General features: G+C 41.7%; 23 protein-coding genes and 1 pseudogene. 1 reads left to right on the top strand and 23 read right to left on the bottom strand.

Annotation, left to right across the window (positions count from 1 at the left end):
- Window positions 1–15: 15 nt before the first annotated feature.
- From rplF to tgt, 20 genes and pseudogenes are all read right to left on the bottom strand, one after another.
- Window positions 16–552: a 50S ribosomal protein L6 gene (rplF, locus tag IYQ91_RS05190; protein WP_126467823.1), complete on the bottom strand. Its 537-nt coding sequence runs from the start codon at window positions 550–552 to the stop codon at window positions 16–18.
- Between the two features lie 242 nt (window positions 553–794).
- A complete protein-coding gene (rpsH, locus tag IYQ91_RS05185; RefSeq protein WP_003026535.1) occupies window positions 795–1193 on the bottom strand; it encodes a 30S ribosomal protein S8 in 399 nt (132 codons plus the stop codon).
- Window positions 1194–1378: 185 nt separating this feature from the next.
- Window positions 1379–1564, bottom strand: a complete 186-nt coding sequence (locus IYQ91_RS05180) for a type Z 30S ribosomal protein S14 (RefSeq protein ID WP_001085699.1) — start codon at window positions 1562–1564, stop codon at window positions 1379–1381.
- A 17-nt stretch (window positions 1565–1581) separates the two neighbouring features.
- Complete coding sequence (gene rplE, locus IYQ91_RS05175; protein WP_003026536.1) at window positions 1582–2124, bottom strand: 50S ribosomal protein L5; 543 nt, start codon at window positions 2122–2124, stop codon at window positions 1582–1584.
- 23 nt (window positions 2125–2147) lie between these two features.
- On the bottom strand, window positions 2148–2453 hold the full coding sequence (gene rplX, locus IYQ91_RS05170; protein WP_003026539.1) for a 50S ribosomal protein L24: 306 nt from the start codon (window positions 2451–2453) through the stop codon (window positions 2148–2150).
- Between the two features lie 75 nt (window positions 2454–2528).
- A complete protein-coding gene (rplN, locus tag IYQ91_RS05165; RefSeq protein ID WP_195673269.1) occupies window positions 2529–2897 on the bottom strand; it encodes a 50S ribosomal protein L14 in 369 nt (122 codons plus the stop codon).
- 25 nt (window positions 2898–2922) lie between these two features.
- Window positions 2923–3183: a 30S ribosomal protein S17 gene (rpsQ, locus tag IYQ91_RS05160; protein WP_003026542.1), complete on the bottom strand. Its 261-nt coding sequence runs from the start codon at window positions 3181–3183 to the stop codon at window positions 2923–2925.
- Window positions 3184–3210: 27 nt separating this feature from the next.
- Window positions 3211–3417 carry a 50S ribosomal protein L29 gene (rpmC, locus tag IYQ91_RS05155; RefSeq protein WP_003029476.1) on the bottom strand — a complete coding sequence of 69 codons (207 nt, stop codon included), beginning with the start codon at window positions 3415–3417 and terminating at the stop codon, window positions 3211–3213.
- Window positions 3418–3426: 9 nt separating this feature from the next.
- Complete coding sequence (gene rplP / locus IYQ91_RS05150; protein WP_003029477.1) at window positions 3427–3840, bottom strand: 50S ribosomal protein L16; 414 nt, start codon at window positions 3838–3840, stop codon at window positions 3427–3429.
- A gap of 3 nt (window positions 3841–3843) precedes the next feature.
- On the bottom strand, window positions 3844–4497 hold the full coding sequence (rpsC, locus tag IYQ91_RS05145) for a 30S ribosomal protein S3 (RefSeq protein ID WP_021002172.1): 654 nt from the start codon (window positions 4495–4497) through the stop codon (window positions 3844–3846).
- A 12-nt stretch (window positions 4498–4509) separates the two neighbouring features.
- On the bottom strand, window positions 4510–4854 hold the full coding sequence (gene rplV / locus IYQ91_RS05140) for a 50S ribosomal protein L22 (RefSeq protein ID WP_003026550.1): 345 nt from the start codon (window positions 4852–4854) through the stop codon (window positions 4510–4512).
- Window positions 4855–4868: 14 nt separating this feature from the next.
- Window positions 4869–5147, bottom strand: coding sequence for a 30S ribosomal protein S19 (gene rpsS / locus IYQ91_RS05135; protein ID WP_000533765.1), 279 nt, complete (start codon window positions 5145–5147; stop codon window positions 4869–4871).
- Between the two features lie 237 nt (window positions 5148–5384).
- Window positions 5385–6218, bottom strand: coding sequence for a 50S ribosomal protein L2 (rplB, locus tag IYQ91_RS05130; RefSeq protein ID WP_003026553.1), 834 nt, complete (start codon window positions 6216–6218; stop codon window positions 5385–5387).
- A 17-nt stretch (window positions 6219–6235) separates the two neighbouring features.
- Window positions 6236–6532 carry a 50S ribosomal protein L23 gene (locus IYQ91_RS05125; RefSeq protein ID WP_003026555.1) on the bottom strand — a complete coding sequence of 99 codons (297 nt, stop codon included), beginning with the start codon at window positions 6530–6532 and terminating at the stop codon, window positions 6236–6238.
- Window positions 6532–7155: a 50S ribosomal protein L4 gene (gene rplD / locus IYQ91_RS05120; RefSeq protein WP_195673268.1), complete on the bottom strand. Its 624-nt coding sequence runs from the start codon at window positions 7153–7155 to the stop codon at window positions 6532–6534. Before rplD ends, IYQ91_RS05125 begins: the two co-directional genes overlap by 1 nt.
- A gap of 24 nt (window positions 7156–7179) precedes the next feature.
- Entirely contained in the window at window positions 7180–7806 is a 627-nt protein-coding gene (rplC, locus tag IYQ91_RS05115) for a 50S ribosomal protein L3 (RefSeq protein ID WP_003026558.1), read from the bottom strand.
- Between the two features lie 206 nt (window positions 7807–8012).
- Window positions 8013–8321: a 30S ribosomal protein S10 gene (gene rpsJ / locus IYQ91_RS05110; protein WP_002894478.1), complete on the bottom strand. Its 309-nt coding sequence runs from the start codon at window positions 8319–8321 to the stop codon at window positions 8013–8015.
- 513 nt (window positions 8322–8834) lie between these two features.
- On the bottom strand, window positions 8835–10652 hold the full coding sequence (locus tag IYQ91_RS05105) for an acyltransferase family protein (protein ID WP_195673267.1): 1818 nt from the start codon (window positions 10650–10652) through the stop codon (window positions 8835–8837).
- A 179-nt stretch (window positions 10653–10831) separates the two neighbouring features.
- A pseudogene (locus IYQ91_RS05100) lies at window positions 10832–11479 on the bottom strand (uridine kinase family protein).
- Window positions 11480–12622, bottom strand: a complete 1143-nt coding sequence (gene tgt, locus IYQ91_RS05095; protein WP_049507796.1) for a tRNA guanosine(34) transglycosylase Tgt — start codon at window positions 12620–12622, stop codon at window positions 11480–11482. It lies immediately after the preceding pseudogene.
- A 178-nt stretch (window positions 12623–12800) separates the two neighbouring features.
- Between tgt and IYQ91_RS05090 the strand changes: the two genes are divergently transcribed.
- Complete coding sequence (locus tag IYQ91_RS05090; RefSeq protein ID WP_003026565.1) at window positions 12801–13646, top strand: DUF975 family protein; 846 nt, start codon at window positions 12801–12803, stop codon at window positions 13644–13646.
- Between the two features lie 262 nt (window positions 13647–13908).
- Here the strand turns inward: IYQ91_RS05090 and IYQ91_RS05085 are convergent, their stop codons facing one another.
- The 3 genes from IYQ91_RS05085 to polA all read right to left on the bottom strand — a co-directional run bounded on the left by IYQ91_RS05085 (window position 13909) and on the right by polA (window position 17618).
- Complete coding sequence (locus IYQ91_RS05085) at window positions 13909–14385, bottom strand: kinase (protein WP_041784063.1); 477 nt, start codon at window positions 14383–14385, stop codon at window positions 13909–13911.
- 17 nt (window positions 14386–14402) lie between these two features.
- Window positions 14403–14840: a CoA-binding protein gene (locus IYQ91_RS05080; protein ID WP_021002175.1), complete on the bottom strand. Its 438-nt coding sequence runs from the start codon at window positions 14838–14840 to the stop codon at window positions 14403–14405.
- Between the two features lie 132 nt (window positions 14841–14972).
- The gene (gene polA / locus IYQ91_RS05075; RefSeq protein WP_195673266.1) at window positions 14973–17618 is read right to left on the bottom strand and encodes a DNA polymerase I; all 2646 of its coding nucleotides are present in this window, start codon (window positions 17616–17618) and stop codon (window positions 14973–14975) included.
- Window positions 17619–17897: the final 279 nt, after the last annotated feature.

Genomic DNA, 17897 nt, shown 5'->3' with positions numbered 1-17897 from the left:
AACAACCTTATAATATTATTTACCAGTTTTACCTTCTTTACGGCGGACGAATTCACCAACGTAGCGGATACCTTTCCCTTTATATGGTTCAGGAGCACGCAAGCTACGGATATAAGCAGCAGTTTGTCCAACTACTTCTTTTGAGATTCCGTTCACAACAATAGTCGTTGGATTTGGAAGTTCAAAAGTAATACCTTTAGGAGCTTCCACTTCATCTGGATGAGATTTACCAACTGAAAGTACCAATTTTTTTCCTTGAAGTTGAGCACGGTATCCAACCCCACGCATTTCAAGTTCTTTCTTGAATCCTTCTGATACACCATGAACCATGTTGTTCAAAAGAGCACGAGTTGTTCCGTGGATTGTTTTCATTTCTTTTGTATCGTTTGGACGGTGAAGAGTTACTTCAGTTCCTTCCACACGAATATCAATATCTTTAGAGAACGTACGAGTGAGTTCTCCTTTAGGTCCTTTTACAGTTACGACATTGTCTTTGTTTGTCAATTCGACACCAGCAGGCAATACGATAACTTTATTACCAATACGTGACATGTTATTTTTTCTCCTGTTAAATTGTCAAGTCGTCCGAGGACGGCCAGTTTTCACGGGGGAACTATCATAGCAGTTTGTATGATAGTTCTAACGTTTTATTCAAATATATCATTCAAATCAGTTTTGCTAATCTGAACACGAGCTACGGCCTGTGTGAAAAAGATAAATCTATCTTGAATGCGGGCATTCATCGCTAGATTTTCTATTTTCACTTTGTCCGTCACGCTCTTTGTATCATGCAATTACCAAACGTAGGCGATTACTTCCCCACCAACATTCTTTTGACGTGCTTCTTTGTCAGTCAACAAGCCTTCAGATGTTGAGATAATCGCAATTCCAAGTCCATTCAAGACTTTTGGAAGATCTTCACATTTTTTGTAAACACGAAGTCCTGGTGTTGAAACACGTTTCAAACCAGTGATAACTTTTTCACCGTTTTGACCGTATTTAAGGAATACACGAATAACACCTTGTTTGTCATCTTCAATGTACTCGACGTTCTTCACAAAACCTTCGCGTTTAAGGATTTCAGCAATCCCTTTTTTGATATTTGATGCAGGTACTTCTAGCACTTCATGTTTTGCTTGATTCGCATTACGAATACGTGTCAAAAAGTCTGCAATTGGGTCAGTCATAACCATTTTGTTTTTCTCCTCTTACTAGTAGTTTGATAATTCACTTGCTAGTTAATGATTGAGCTAGGCTCAGAATATTATTTTATTTATAAATTTCATTTTCTAAGTGAGCCTAGGCATTCGCTCGCAAGCATAACTTGGGTTAGGCAAGAGCGAATAACGACGACTCACGGCGAAAATGGAAGCTATAATTACCAAGAAGCTTTGGTAACGCCTGGAATTTGTCCTTTGTATGCTAACTCGCGGAAGCAAACACGGCAAAGTTTAAACTTGCGGTAAACTGAATGTGGACGACCACAACGTTCGCAACGAGTGTAAGCCTGCGTAGAGAACTTCGCAGGGCGTTTGTTCTTAGCAATCATTGATTTTTTAGCCAATTTATTTACCTCCTAGATTATTTTGCAAAAGGCATTCCAAGGCCTGTAAGCAATTCACGTGATTCTTCATCCGTGTTAGCAGTTGTTACAATAACAATGTCAAGACCACGAGTCTTGTCAACATCATCAAAGTTGATTTCTGGGAAAATCAATTGTTCTTTCACACCAAGTGTGTAGTTTCCGCGTCCATCAAATGATTTTGTTGGAACACCGTGGAAGTCACGGACACGTGGAAGTGATACAGTAACCAATTTATCCAAGAATTCATACATGCGTTCGCCGCGAAGAGTTACCTTAGCACCAATCGCTACACCTTCACGAAGACGGAAGCCGGCGATAGATTTTTTAGCTTTAGTGATAAGTGGTTTTTGACCTGAGATAAGAGCAAGCTCTTCAGCAGCTTTTTCAAGATTTTTAGCATTTGATACAGCATCTCCAACACCCATGTTCAAAACGATTTTATCCACTTTTGGCACAGCCATAACAGATGAGTAGTTAAACTTTTCAGTCAAAGCAGGAACTACTTCATTAAGATATTTTTCTTTTAAACGATTAGCCATTATACTTCTCCTTTCCTTCGTGATTAGTCAAGCACTTCGCCTGATTTTTTATTGTAACGAACTTTTTTGCCGTCTACAAACTTGTAGCCAACACGTCCTGCAACACCATTTTTGTCCAACACTTGAACATTAGACACATGGATTGGTGCTTCTTTTTCCACGATAGCACCTTGAGGATTTTCGTTATTCGGTTTTTGGTGTTTCTTGATGATGTTCACACCTTCAACAACAACTTTATTTACTTTTGGAAGTGCGGCAACGACTTTGGCTTCAACACCTTTGTCTTTACCAGCAATCACGCGAACTTTGTCGCCAGTTTTTACAAACATTGGTTTCTCCTTTGATTTCTTACGCCCTGACGGGCACCCTATCTATCAAAGATAGGGGACTTAGTTTGTTTTTGATTAAAGTACTTCTGGAGCAAGTGAGACGATCTTCATGAATCCACCTTCACGCAATTCGCGTGCAACTGGACCAAAGATACGTGTCCCGCGAGGTGTTTTATCATCACGGATAATCACTGCAGCATTTTCGTCAAATTTAATGTATGAACCATCTTTGCGACGAGCACCTGATTTAGTACGAACGATAACCGCTTTTACAACGTCACCTTTTTTAACCGCACCACCAGGAGTAGCTTGTTTTACAGATGCAACGATGACATCGCCAATGCCAGCGAATTTACGCTTTGAACCACCAAGAACTTTGATTGTCAAGATTTCGCGGGCACCGCTGTTGTCAGCAACTTTCAAACGAGTTTCTGTTTGAATCATTTAAGTTTTCTCCTTTCTGGTTTGATTAGATGATAACTGCTTCTTCTACAACTTCTACAAGACGGAAGCGTTTTGTAGCTGAAAGTGGACGAGTTTCCATGATACGAACAATATCGCCTTCCTTAGCGATGTTATTTTCATCATGCGCTTTGTATTTTTTAGAGTAGTTAATACGCTTACCATAGACTGGGTGGTTACGTTTTGTTTCAACTACAACTGTGATTGTTTTATCCATCTTGTCAGAAACGACGCGTCCAACAAGCGTTTTACGTTGATTACGTTCCATTTTAGAATTTCTCCTTTCCCAAGTCTATTATTTCATTTCTGATTGAACAGTTTTGATACGAGCGATTTGCTTTTTCACTTCTTTCAAGCGTGCGGTTTGTTCTAATTGACCTGTTGCTGCTTGGAAACGAAGATCAAACAATTCTTTCTTCAATTCTCTTTCACGCTTCGCGAGTTCTTCTTGAGAAAGACCACGAAGTTCTTTAACAAATTCTTTTACTTCATTAAGTTTCATGTCTTCTCCTTATTCTGCTTCACGTTTCACGAATTTTGTTTTAACTGGTAATTTGTGGCTTGCAAGACGAAGCGCTTCGCGAGCAACTTCCTCAGGCACACCAGCGATTTCAAACATCACTTTACCACGTTTAACTGGTGCAACCCAACCTTCTGGAGCACCTTTCCCAGATCCCATACGAACCCCGATAGCTTTGGCAGTGTATGATTTGTGTGGGAAGATTTTAATCCAAACTTTACCACCACGTTTCATGTAACGCGTCATAGCGATACGGGCAGCTTCGATTTGGCGGTTTGTGATCCAATGGCTAGTAGTTGCTTGAAGACCATATTCTCCAAATGCCACTTCCTTACCACCTTTAGCTTCACCGCGCATTTTACCACGAAATTCGCGACGGTGTTTAACACGTTTAGGTACTAACATTGGTTATTTACCTCCTTTAGTGTTTTTACGAGCTGGAAGAACTTCTCCGCGGTAAATCCAGACTTTAACACCAAGTTTACCGTAAGTAGTATCTGCTTCTTCCCAAGCGTAATCAATATCTGCACGAAGCGTATGAAGCGGAACAGTTCCTTCAGAATACCCTTCACTACGAGCGATATCAGCACCGTTCAAGCGGCCAGATACTTGAGTTTTAATTCCTTTAGCTCCCGCACGCATGGTACGTTGGATTGCTTGTTTTTGAGCACGACGGAAAGCAACACGTTGTTCTAATTGGCGAGCAATTCCTTCACCAACAAGATGAGCATCCAAATCTGGTGATTTGATTTCAATGATGTTAATGTGGACTTGTTTACCAGTCAATTTGTTAAGTTTTGCACGAAGTGCATCAACGTTTGCTCCACCTTTACCGATAACCATACCTGGTTTAGCAGTGTGAAGAGAAACGTTTACTTTATTTACTGCGCGTTCGATTTCAATAGTTGAAACAGCTGCGTCAGCTAATTCTTTTTGAACGAATTTACGGATTGCAAGATCTTCATGAAGGTAATCCGCGTATTCTTTTTCAGCATACCATTTGGCATCCCAGTCACGGATGATACCGACACGCATACCTATTGGATGTACTTTTTGACCCACGATTTTACCTCCTTATTTTTCTGCAACGACCACTGTGATGTGGCTAGTGCGTTTGTTGATTGGTGAAGCTGAACCTTTTGCGCGTGGACGGAAACGTTTCATTGTTGGCCCTTCGTTTGCGTAAGCTTCAGATACTACCAAGTTTGCTTTTTCCAAACCAAAGTTGTTTTCTGCATTAGCGATTGCTGAGTTCAACACTTTTTCGATAATGCCAGCAGCTTTGTTTGGTGTGAATTTCAAGATTGCGATTGCGTCAGCGACGTCTTTCCCGCGGATATTGTCAAGAACTAGACGAGATTTACGAGGTGAAACGCGCACTGTACGAGCCATTGCTTTAGCTGAAGTAATTTCTGCCATGTTTTTCTCCTCTCTTATCTACGTGTTTTCTTGTCGTCAGCAGCGTGACCTTTGTAAGTACGAGTTGGTGCAAATTCACCAAGTTTGTGCCCTACCATGTCTTCTTGGATGTAAACAGGAACATGTTTACGTCCATCATAAACTGCAATTGTATATCCGATGAAACTTGGGAAAATCGTAGAGCGACGTGACCAAGTTTTGATGACTTTTTTCTTTTCGTCGTTGGCTTGAGCTTCAACTTTTTTCATCAAATGCTCATCGACGAAAGGTCCTTTTTTAAGACTGCGTCCCATTTTTATGTTTTCTCCTTTAAAATATGTACCACAACGGCTTGCACTGACAATCAGCGCTACCGAGCTGGCGGAATTTTGCGAGTTAGCTCGCTAATTATAAGTATGTAACAACTCACGAGGGGCAGTGGTTGATTGCTAGTTAGCTATAGCTACCAGCCTTGCTACACATCTAATCAACTTTGCCAAGGTTTCGCAATAAAGTTTGGTAGCTAAACCGCCAAACTTCTGCTCAGCCGCCTATTTCTCGTTGCGACGACGAATAATAAGTTTGTCGGATTTCGCTTTCTTGTTACGAGTTTTAAGTCCAAGAGCAGGTTTGCCCCATGGAGTAGATGGTGCTTTACGACCAACTGGTGCTTTACCTTCACCACCACCGTGTGGGTGATCGTTCGGGTTCATTACAGAACCGCGGACTGTTGGGCGGATGCCTTTCCAGCGGCTGCGTCCAGCCTTACCAAGGTTAACCAATCCATGTTGTTCATTTCCAACAACACCGACAGTTGCACGGCAAGTTCCAAGAATCATGCGAACTTCGCCTGATTGCAAACGAACAAGAACATATTTACCTTCTTGTCCCAATACTTGGGCAGAAGCTCCAGCAGCACGTACCAATTCACCACCATGTCCTGGTTTCAATTCAATATTATGAATCAATGTACCAACTGGGATATTAGCAAGTGGAAGAGCATTTCCGACTTTAATATCCGCTTCTGGTCCAGAAACGATGCGTTGACCAACTTCAAGACCTTTAGGAGCGATGATGTAAGCTTTCACACCGTCAGTGTAATGTACAAGAGCGATGTTTGCCGAACGATTTGGATCGTATTCAATTGTTTTAACAACTGCTTCAACACCGTCTTTGTTACGTTTGAAGTCAATCAAACGGTAATGGCGTTTGTGTCCACCACCTTGGTGACGAACCGTGATACGACCGTTGTTGTTACGACCAGCTTTGTTGTTCAAAGAAACAAGCAAAGTTTTTTCTGGAGTGCTCGTTGTGATTTCAGCGAAATCCAAAGAAGTCATATTACGGCGACCATTTGTAGTTGGTTTATAAACTCTGATTCCCACGATATTTCCTCCTTAGATTATTCTGCTTCAGCACCGAACAACTCGATTGCTTTAGAATCAGCTGTAAGAGTGATGATAGCTTTTTTAGTTTTGTTTGTAAAACCAGTATAACGCCCTACACGTTTTGCTTTTGGTTTTACATTGATTGTGTTCACATTTGCAACTTTCACTCCGTCAAAAGCAGCTTCAACTGCTTGTTTGATCAAAAGTTTATGAGCACGAGTGTCCACTTCAAATACGTATTTGCCTTCTTCAAGAAGAGCCATTGTGCTTTCTGTGATGATAGGCTTTTTGATTACGTCATACAAATTCATTATGCAAGAACCTCCTCGATTGTAGAGATAGCTTCTTTAGTAACAAGAAGTTTGTCGCTATTTACGATATCAAGAACACTTGCAGTTGTTGCTGTTGCAACTTTCACATTTGGAAGGTTACGAGCTGAAAGTGCAGCAAATTCGTTTCCTTCTTCGAGAATTACAAGTACTTTTGTATCAAGGCTAAGCGCAGCAAGTGCTTTTGCAAACTCAGCAGTCTTTGGAGCTGTAAATGAAAGGCTGTCTACAGCTACGAATTTGTCCTCAGCAACTTTTTCAGAATAAACTGATTTAAGTGCCAATCTACGAACTTTTTGTGGAAGTTTGTAGGCGTATGAACGAGGAGTTGGACCAAATACGGTACCACCACCACGCCATTGTGGAGAGCGAATAGAACCTTGACGCGCACGTCCAGTTCCTTTTTGACGCCATGGTTTGCGTCCGCCACCTGATACTGCAGAGCGGTTTTTAACAGCGTGAGTTCCTTGACGAAGGCTTGCACGTTGACTGATAACAACGTCAAAGACAACTGATTCATTTGGCTCAATACCAAATACTGCATCGTTAAGAACTACTTCACCAGCTTCTTTACCAGTTTGGTCAAATAATTTTACGTTTGCCATTGTGACTGATTTCCCCTTTCTTTATTATTTACCAGCTTTAACTGCTGACTTGATAGTGATAAGAGATTTCTTAGCACCAGGCACGTTACCTTTGATGAGGATAACGTTTTTCTCTGGAACAACTTGTGCGATTTCAAGGTTTTGAATCGTTACACGGTTGCCACCCATGCGTCCTGCCAAGTGTTTGTTTTTGAAAACACGGTTAGGCGCAACTGGTCCCATAGAACCAGGACGACGGTGATAACGAGAACCGTGAGCCATTGGACCACGTGATTGACCGTGGCGTTTGATAACACCTTGGAAACCTTTACCTTTTGAAGTTCCTGTTACATCAACAACATCGCCAGCTTCGAATGTATCCACTGTGATTTCTGCACCGACCTCTAAGCCTTCAATGTTTTTGAATTCACGAATGAAGCGCTTAGGAGCCGTGTTAGCTTTCGCTACATGTCCTTTAGCAGGTTTGTTACTCAATACATCACGAAGGTCGTCAAAACCAACTTGAACAGCGTTGTAACCATCTGTTTCAACTGTTTTTACTTGAAGAACCACGTTTGGTGTTGCTTCAACAACAGTTACAGGGATCAATTCGCCAGCTTCAGTGAAGATTTGAGTCATTCCCACTTTTTTCCCTAAGATTCCTTTTGTCATGAGAAAATGTTTCCTTTTCTATATTTTTTCAAAAAGTTTTTAACGAGCGTTTTTTATGCTCAAGATTAAGATATTAAGGGCGTTAAGAGAGCCTGGCAAAAATAGGAAACTGACGCAGTGTTCGACGAACACTAGGAAGTTCATCTTTTTTGCAGAGCTCTTAGCCCGTATTCAGTTAAGCCCGAATACTTTTACCTTGCATCTGATTATAGTTTGATTTCTACGTTCACACCACTTGGAAGATCCAACTTCATCAAAGCATCAACTGTTTTTTGAGTTGGGTTGATGATATCAATCAAACGTTTGTGTGTACGCATTTCAAATTGTTCGCGAGAATCTTTGTATTTGTGAGTCGCACGAATGATTGTGTAGAGGCTACGTTCAGTTGGAAGTGGGATTGGTCCTGCAACTTCTGCACCTGTACGAGTAGCAGTTTCTACGATTTTTGCAGCCGCTGTATCAAGTGTACGATGTTCGTATGCTTTCAAACGGATACGGATTTTTTTGTTTGCCATCTTTTTCTCCTTTTCGTCTATTTAAGATAATAGGCTAGCTCCACAAGAAAACCGAGACGCCATTGCGTGGCAATGCAACCGAGCGTGTCGCAACCTCTTGCATCAAAGCTACAGACTGTTTTTCACAGCACCATAATAGAATAACACAAAGCCTTACTGATTGCAAGGGATTTGAGCAAGTTTTTTAGTTTTTTTATTTGAAAGCGTTCCCCTTTCTTATTGAGCTTTTACTATCTTCTGAAAAAGCAAGAGATTAAATATAGAAATCTTTATTAGTCGTGAGTACCAACACAAAAAAATCAAGTCTCATTTAAAATGAGGCTTGACATTTACAAATCATTTTTTCTTTAATATGAATAAGTAGAATTGCCTGGTAAGAAGACAAACTACCCCTTCCACGCTTAAAGTCAGTTTGTTTCCTACATGCTTAGTTGAAGGGCTTGCACAGATTTTTAACTACTAGGATAAATCGAATAATCAATACAAACTTGCACTTCCCCATGCACTAAGAATTTACTTGTGCTTTACAGGCCCATCTGCTGCTTTTGTGACAGCCTTTTGAATTTCCTGCGCATAGAGTCGACCACCTGCAGCAATTGTGTCGGCATCTTCTCCAAAGTGGATATGATCACTACCTACCCAGATTTCTGGGTGCTGCTTAGCAGTAGTGTTCCAATCGGCAATAGTGACGTAAGCATATTTCTTGGCTAACTCTCTGGCATATTGCGCATGTTTTTCGGCGACAGGATTGTCATATTTGTCTGAATTACCATCGTAAGGAGTTACCAGAATAAGCCGATGTCCCTTCGGTAGGGTCTTGACCAACTCATTCAGTTCTTCTTCGTAGTTAAAGACAATATTAACACCGGTTGCTACCACGACGGTCTTGAGCAAGCCGCCAGCTGCGGCATTATTGCTCATAATTTCGCGAGCCTGAGCTGTATTGCGACTGCCTTGAGCATCGACTTGTGCATCCGGCAGGACTTCCTTCAGCGGAGTACTAGCCCGTAAGGTAACGGAGTCACCAATAATCGTCACACCATCTGCAATATTGTAACTACTAGCTTCTCCTTTTTCTGCAAGATTTTTAGTCCGATTTAGCTTGGTGTCAGCCTGATGAAGACCATTGACTAGCATATCTGTCTCAAACGCCCCAATCTTCGGAGCAAGTCCGATAGCCAGCAGGCTGATAAGAAGCAAACCTACGAAACTCATTGCCAAGACCTTTTTCAACTGCGTAAAATGCAAGTCCCAACCGAGAAAAGCAGGGGATTTCCCAGCAATGATTGGCTCAATAACATAAAAGGACAGTCCAGCAAAAGCAAGAGAAAGAAGACTTGTTAAAATCACCGCAGGCAGATTGCCCATCAACTGTGAAAAAATCGTGTAGAAAGGCCAATGGAAAAGATAGACTCCATAACTCGTATCAGCAATCACTGTCAAAACTAGCGGTTCTTTTAGGTCGAGAGTCTTCTCATGCAAGACCCGTGTAGCCAATATCATAGCCGCTGCTGACAAACTAGCCAAAAGAAAACCAAGCAAATAGGTAAAAAGCGAATCAAACTTGATCCAAAGCATCATCACGCCTAAGAGACCCGCTCCCGCCGCAAAGACCAGACAAGCCTCTCGCAAAGACCAGGAGCGAATTATTTTCTTTAACAGGCCTGTCATCTGTTTGATACCGGTCAAGGTCGCTAGGATACTGCCGACAAAGAAAGGATAAATGTGAGTCCAGGTCGAGAAATAAAGCCCCGAAAAACTGAGTCCTAAAAGGCTGCCAATAAACATACTGAGAAAGCTGATAAGCAAACCAAACGAAGACAGCAAAAAGATACTGCCCCTCAGCTGACCGGCTGTTTTGCAATATTTGGCTAGGAACCAGACAGCCAGTCCCCAAAGTAGATAATAATGAACCTCTACAGCCAGACTCCAGTTATGGACAAATAAATGTGGAATAAACTGAGCCTCGTAGCTTCCACCCGTCATCATTTCGTAAAAGTTAGTCACAAAGCCCATGACTGCTGCAATCTGCGTTCCAATACCGGCTACAAAATCCCGCCGAATCAAAAAGGTAAAGGGCATGACCACCAATACCATGACGATGACAGGGGGAACAATCCGATAAAAACGCCGTCGAAAGAAGGCTAGAAGCTCTATTTTTTTACTCTGAGAAAACTCATCAATCAAGAGCGCTGTAATCAGAAAACCTGAAAAGGTGAAAAAGACATCAACACCGAGAAATCCCCCAGGAAATAATTTTTGAAAAAAGTGATACAAGAGAACCAGCAATAAGCCTGTCACTCGAACCATTGAAAACCATTTGATACGCATATTTCTCCTAAATCCTTTTCACTACTGATACAGACCGACCAACTCCCGCAAGCCTACATCACTGCTGAGTCAAGCAAGACAAAAATTCTGTTAATTGCTGCATTTAGCAACGTTGCTATAAAATCTATTTTATTCTATTTTACCAAAAAATAAGCTAAAAAAACAAAAAACCTGGAATTTTATTTTCCAAGTCCATTGCTTATTTTATCTATTCCAAAGCCCTCTTCAGTCTGGCTGATGAGAAAATCAGCCTCTTCCTGATACATTTTATAGTAGTGTTCATATTGCTGGCAGCGGCTGGTGTGCGCTTGCCGAATCCAGTGCACATCGCGACCTCGAACGGCTGTATCTCGAGCCAAGCGGCGCTCTAATTCCGTCGCTGTATCGGTGTAAAAACAAATGGACAAATCAAACAATTCTTTCGGCAGAAAAGCAACTGACATGCCTTCCACAATTAGAATTGGTTTTTCCGCTGAAAGTCGCTGACTTGGTGCCCAAGGCTAGTCAATCGTCACTATATCGCAGCCAGATTGCAAAGCTCTTATATCACGTTCCAAGCTCTTCAATTCATGAGCCACTGGAAGACAGGCTGTCACTTTTTGCTCAGGAAATTCTTTAACCGCCAGCAAGTCACGATATTCCCCGTCTATTATATAAGGATCAGCCACAAGCAGATTAACTCGCTCTCGCCCCAGACTTTCTACTAAACGTTTGGCAAAAGTAGATTTTCCAGAAGCACCGTGTCCGTAAATCGCAAGCGTATGTTTTTTCCCATCCAGCAAATAATTCTTGACTACTTCTACTAACGACTTCTCACCGTGATTCATCTAGAAATTCCTCTTTGAATGATTGTAACCATAGCGCTCGATGAAATCTTCACGAAATTCAAGCAAATTGTCATCTAGAATGGCTTGGCGGACATTTTTCATCAGATTGATGAGGAAATAGAGATTATGATAGCTGGTTAGACGGAGTCCAAAGGTTTCATCAGCCTTAAGTAAATGACGAAGATAAGCACGCGTATAGTTTTTACAGGTGTAGCAATCACAGTTATGATCGAGCGGTGTGAAATCCTCTGCAAATTGAGCATTTTTCACGACCAAACGTCCCTCACTGGTCATGCAGGTACCATTTCTGGCAATTCGTGTCGGCAGCACGCAGTCAAACATATCCACACCACGTATTACCCCGTCAATCAGACTGTCTGGCGCTCCCACTCCCATGAGGTAGCGGGGCTTGTTTTCAGGTAACATCTGTGTTGTAAAGTCCAATACTGCATTCATCTCTTCATGAGATTCACCTACAGCTAAACCACCAATAGAATATCCTGGAAAATCCATACTAACCAAATCATGGGCTGACTGGCGGCGCAAATCTTCAAAACCAGCACCCTGCACAATCCCAAAGAGACCCTGGTCATGCGGACGGCGATGCGCTTTGAGTCCACGCTCTGCCCAGCGGCTGGTCCGCTCAATGGATTTCTTGACATAATCGTACGGTTGATAGAACTGCGGGCATTCATCAAAGGACATCATGATGTCACTGCCTAGATTGTTTTGAATAGAAATGGCCTTTTCTGGGGAGAGAAACATTTTTGCGCCGTTCAGGTGATTCTTGAAGGTCACCCCTTCTTCGGTGATGTTACGGCTGTCTGCCAAGGAATAAACTTGAAAACCACCGCTGTCTGTCAGAATAGCCTGATCCCAGTTCATAAATTTATGAAGTCCACCAGCACGCGCAATCAGCTCATCACCCGGCCGCAACCAGAGATGGTAGGTATTGGATAAAATAATCCCTGAACCCATTTCTTTGAGCTCTTCTGGCGACTGCGTTTTTACAGTTGCCTGAGTTCCCACGGGCATAAACATGGGAGTTGGAAAAGTGCCATGCGGCGTGATAATTTCTCCCAAACGAGCACCTGTGTGCTTCTCTTTTTTAATCAAACGATATTGAATCGGTGAATCTGACATTTTTACCTCCGATACTGGGAAAAACAGTCCCAGACCTTCATTTTACAGTGTGTGAGTTCATTTGACTCACAACATCCTGTATGATTTTATCAAAAAAAGGAAGAAAGATAAAGTAGATAAAAACTTTTCTTTCTCTTAGAAGAATATGGTATAATATTTTTCAATATAGGAGGCAAATATGAACTTAAGTGAATTGCGAGCAGAAGCTCGTCGTATCCAACGCCAAACCAAGGGAATCTACGCACTCTTTTTAGTGCCAATTGTGACTGCGATTGTTTCCGTTGTTTACAATTATTCTTCAGACACCTTGTCCAATAATATCTTACAATATGGCATCCAAAATACGGTTGTCCACGGGATCAATCGCTCATTGTTCCCAGTAGCGATTAGTTTTATCGTATCTTTCTTTTTAACTGCTGCCTTTTGGACCTTACTGGAAGTCATTCGTGGAAAACGACAAGAGGTGCATTTTTCAGATTCCATTCGGACTTTTGACAGTAAAATAATCGGTCCTGTTTTCATGACGCTTTTGCTCAAACGCGTATTGCTATTTCTGTGGAATATTTTCGTCTGGATTGGGAGCGGCATGATGATTCTTGCTAGTTTTAGTATCATTAAACTCCTCCCCAATTCTCAAGATATCTCACAAAACGTTGCGCTTCAAACAACTATTGGAACTTTATTGCTCTACATTCTTATCGGTTTTCTCTTGATGATTATAGGCGTTCTGATTGCACTCCCTCAGTACTATGCCTATTCTCAAGTGGAATTTATCCTCTTTGACAGCTTGGAAAACAATAGCTACGATGGCGCCTTTAAAGTAATCCGTGCGAGTCGTCAGATGATGAAAGGTTACAAGGGAAAGAGATTTGTTCTTGATTTAACCTTTATCGGTTGGTACTTGCTAAGTGCCCTTACTTTTGGAATTGCTTCTATTTATGTTTATCCCTACGTTTATACAGCTCAGACTCTTTTCTATGAAGCTGTCAGAAAGGAAAAAGAACAAATTCCGATTTTTTCTTAATTTTTCTAACTCTGAAAAATAAAATTAACCTCACAAAGACTTGGACAGTTGTTCAGGTCTTTTAAGTTCACTCTATTTTTATCTCGCACAATCACTCAACTAACGCGCAGTATCATAAACTCTACACAAAAAAGCCACCAATTGGGTGACTTTATTAGGGAGATTATTATGAAAAAGTTTAGGATTTCTATCAAACAAAGTTAGGAGGTCTTCATTTGATAAATATAGTATAACCAAGTTAGCTTAAACCAAACTTAATTTTTTAGAACAAATTGATTTTTTTAGAAATTTCTTGAAAGGCATCTTTCAGCGAATCTTGATCTGTAAAAGTTGCTACTTCCCAACCTAAGAAATCACATTCTTTCCACCAACGTTTCATGTCAGCTGGACTGAAATCTACTTTCTTGCTCCTTGTTTGATGGCGGCGAACCGCTTCTTCAAAAGTCAAATCATAATAGTAAGACAGAACTTTTGGATAAAAGAGGTCACGCAGTTCTTCTAGCATTTGCCTGTAAATGTCTGTTTCATAAAATCCTTCAACGATAACCAACAAATCTCGCTCATAGCCATAACGGGCAATGGTTGCCGTCAAAGAGATTGACAAATTGTCCGGCCCGACTTTTTCTTTTAGCATGTCACGGCAAACGACATCTTGAGAAATGACAAGTGTCCTTCGTCCATAATACTCTTGCAATTTCTTTGCCAGACTCGTTTTTCCTGAACCAGAATTACCTCTGATATCACCAACGTTGGCATTTACCCTCCTAAAATCAGACGGGTATGCTCCTGCTTGATACAGCGGTTCATGACAATATCATCGTGCCCAACTGCACGAAGGATTTGCTCGGCTTCTTCATTTTCCAAGCCCAATTGTGCCCAGAAAATCTTAGCATTCACTTGCAGAAAATCACGCGCCACATCTGGCAAAAACTCACTGCGACGGTAGACATCAACAATATCCACCGAAAAAGGAATGTCCTTGAGACTGGCATAGACGGTTTCTCCTAAAATCTGACCGCCGGCTGCTCGCGGATTGACCGGAATAATCCGATAGCCCCGTTCTTGCATCTCCTTGGATACACGGTGGCTGGTTGCCTCTTCGCGATCTGACAAACCAACAACTGCAATCACCTTGCTGTTTTCTAAATAATGTTTGACAATTCCATCGCTGGGATTTTTGAAATGATAGGTCATAAAATTTTCTCCGTAATTTTTATGTATTGTGAGTCATGCTGATCCTTTTGAATCCGAAACACAGTTATAACCATTAAGAAGCCGAACGACACAAGAACCTCTCGTTGTCCTTATGAACTTAGCACCTTGTTTTTACTTTGCTTCATACCAGGTCTTACCCGCACTTTCGTCCGCTTTCAAGGGAACAGAAAGTTCAATGGCAGATTCCATGATGTCTTTGACCAGCGCTTTGATAGCGGTCAGTTCGTTTTCGGGCACTTCTAGCACAATTTCATCATGAACTTGCAGCAACATTCTGGTTTTAAAATTCCCATCTATCAGAGCTTGGTCCAGTCGAATCATTGCAATTTTGAGAATATCTGCAGCCGATCCTTGAATCGGTGAGTTGATAGCTGTCCGTTCTGCAAATCCTCGGACATTGAAGTTACGAGAATTAATATCCGGGATCTCCCGACGACGGTGAAAGAGAGTTTCTACATAGCCTTTATCTCGAGCCTCTCGTACCACATTTTCCATATAATTCTTAATTCCAGGATAGCGCTCAAAATAAGTATCAATATAGGACTTCGCTTCCTTACGGCTAATCCCCAGATTGTTGGCAAGTCCAAAGTCAGAAATTCCGTAAACAACACCAAAGTTGACAGCTTTGGCATTGCGGCGGTCATTTGGTGTCACATCTTCTGGTCTTTCGATATTAAAAACCCGCATGGCTGTTGAAGTGTGAATATCTGCCCCATGTCTGAATGCCTCAATCAGATGCTCATCACCTGAAATATGCGCCAAAACCCGCAGCTCAATTTGCGAATAATCAGAGCTAAGTAAGACACTATTCTCCCACTCTGGCACAAAAGCTTTCCGAATCAAGCGACCTTGCTCTAGGCGGATTGGGATATTTTGCAGATTAGGGTCAACACTTGATAGGCGTCCTGTCTGAGTCAAATCTTGAAGATAGCGAGTGTGAATCTTTCCGTCTGCTAGAATCCAGTCCTGTAGTCCCGTGACATAGGTTGATTGAATCTTAGCAATTTGCCGATAGTCCAGAATTTTTTCCACAATTGGCGCGATTGGTGCCAAACGTTCCAATACATCTACTGCCGTAGAATAGCCCGTTTTGGTTTTCTTAGTAAAAGACGTTGGCAAACCTAATTTTTCGAAGAGAATGCCCCCCAACTGTTTAGGTGAGTTAATGTTAAACTCCTCGCCAGCAAGCTCATAGATGTCCTGCGTTAGTTGGGTAAGAAGCACCTCATTTTCAGCCTGCATGGTTTGCAATGTTTCGCGCTTTACCTTGATACCAGCAATTTCCATTTTAGCTAGTACAAAGGCTAAAGGTTGCTCCATTTCGTACAGCAGATTAAGCTGGTCATGCTGGCGCAGCAAGTCTGTCATAGGCTTTTCCGTTTCAACGAGAACTGTGACTTTTCTGGCTAAATGGCTCAATAAAATAGCTTTTTCAGGCAGTGCCCGCTTAGCGCCTTTCCCATAAACCGCCTCATCTTCGGCGAGTTTGGTCTTGCCATAAAGACCAGCAATTGTTGCGATTTCATTGTTATCAACGGTTGAAAGAAGGTACTTAGCTAAACGGCTATCAAATGCAGGTCGCGAAAGCTCAATGCCTAAGCGACTGAGCAAGACCTTGGAGCGTTTAAAATCATAAACCTTGAGGGCTGTGTTTTCCAAAAATTCTTTGAAAGCTGGTTGATGCAAGAGGTTGATGTCCTGACTGGCATAAATCTGCTGTGCATTTCCCCACGCAAAGCCCACCATCTCGTCTATGTGGTAATTGTCCCCCAACATTTCAAAGTAGAAAAAATCATCTTTACTGAGCATTTCTGGACGGACTTCCGTCACTTCCTCAAAAGCAATGTCAGCCGCCTCTTCTGGCTCTACTTCCGCTTCCAGCGCTTGCTTAAATTGTTTAAAGCCCATTTCATCATAGAATCTACCTAGTTGTTTAATATCTGATCCTCGATAGAGAATATCTTCTAAACCGATTTCAATCGGAGCTTGAGTGTCAATAGTGACAAGTGTTCTAGACAAGAAAGCTATCTCTTTATCATTGATGAGATTTTCCTTCATCTTAGACTGCTTCATTTGGTCAATGTTGTCATAAATGCCTTCCAGAGAGCTGTATTCCCAAAGGAGCTTGAGCCCCGTTTTCTCGCCGATTTTCGTCACACCAGGGATATTGTCCGAAGAATCACCCATAAGAGCCTTAAGGTCAATAAATTGTGTGGGTGTAATTCCCATTTTTTCCATGAGATAAGCTGGTGTGAATTCCTCGAACTCAGCCACACCTTTTTTAGAGATTTCCACGATAGTATTATCATCGGCCAGCTGGATTAAGTCCTTGTCGCCGCTCACAATTGTCACATCGTAGGGAACAGCCGTGTTTTCAGCCATTTTATCCAAAGTACCGATAATGTCATCTGCCTCATACTGATCCAAATCATAATAGCGAATGCCTAGCTTATCTAGCATTTCTCGGATAAAAGGCAGCTGTTCGCGAAATTCCTCTGGCGTTTTAGCCCGACCGCCCTTGTAATCAGCATACATCTCTGTCCGAAAGGTGGTCTTTCCCGCATCAAATGCCACCAAGATATGGGTTGGCTGTACACGTTCTATCAAGTGATTCAGCATAAGATGGAAGCCGTAAATGGCATTGGTGTGAAGCCCAGACGGACTCTTGAATCGGTCAATTTGATTGTATAGTGCAAAAAAAGCACGAAAAGCGACGGACGAACCGTCAATCAATAGTAATTTATTCTTATTTTCCATAGACTTATTATACCATGAAACCAAAGAAATTTTCTGATTAAGGATAATGACCGCACGCAAAAGACTTAAGAAAAATTTCTTAATCCCTTATATATTTTGATACAACAATTTCTCCAAATGTTTCACCGCATCTGCAAAGTGATCCACTACATACGTCGCCGCCTTTTGGATGTTCTTCGGAGCATATGCCATGCAGTAGGAAATATCGGATTTTTCAAAGACTGCAAACAAACTAATAAAAACAAAGAGTGAGATAAACCGGAAATGTTCATTTTTCTA

The organism is Streptococcus sp. HF-2466, from assembly GCF_015594645.1.
GTDB lineage: Bacteria > Bacillota > Bacilli > Lactobacillales > Streptococcaceae > Streptococcus > Streptococcus anginosus.
Note: the sequence above shows the minus strand (reverse complement) of the source record. Positions and strands in the feature narration are given on the sequence as shown.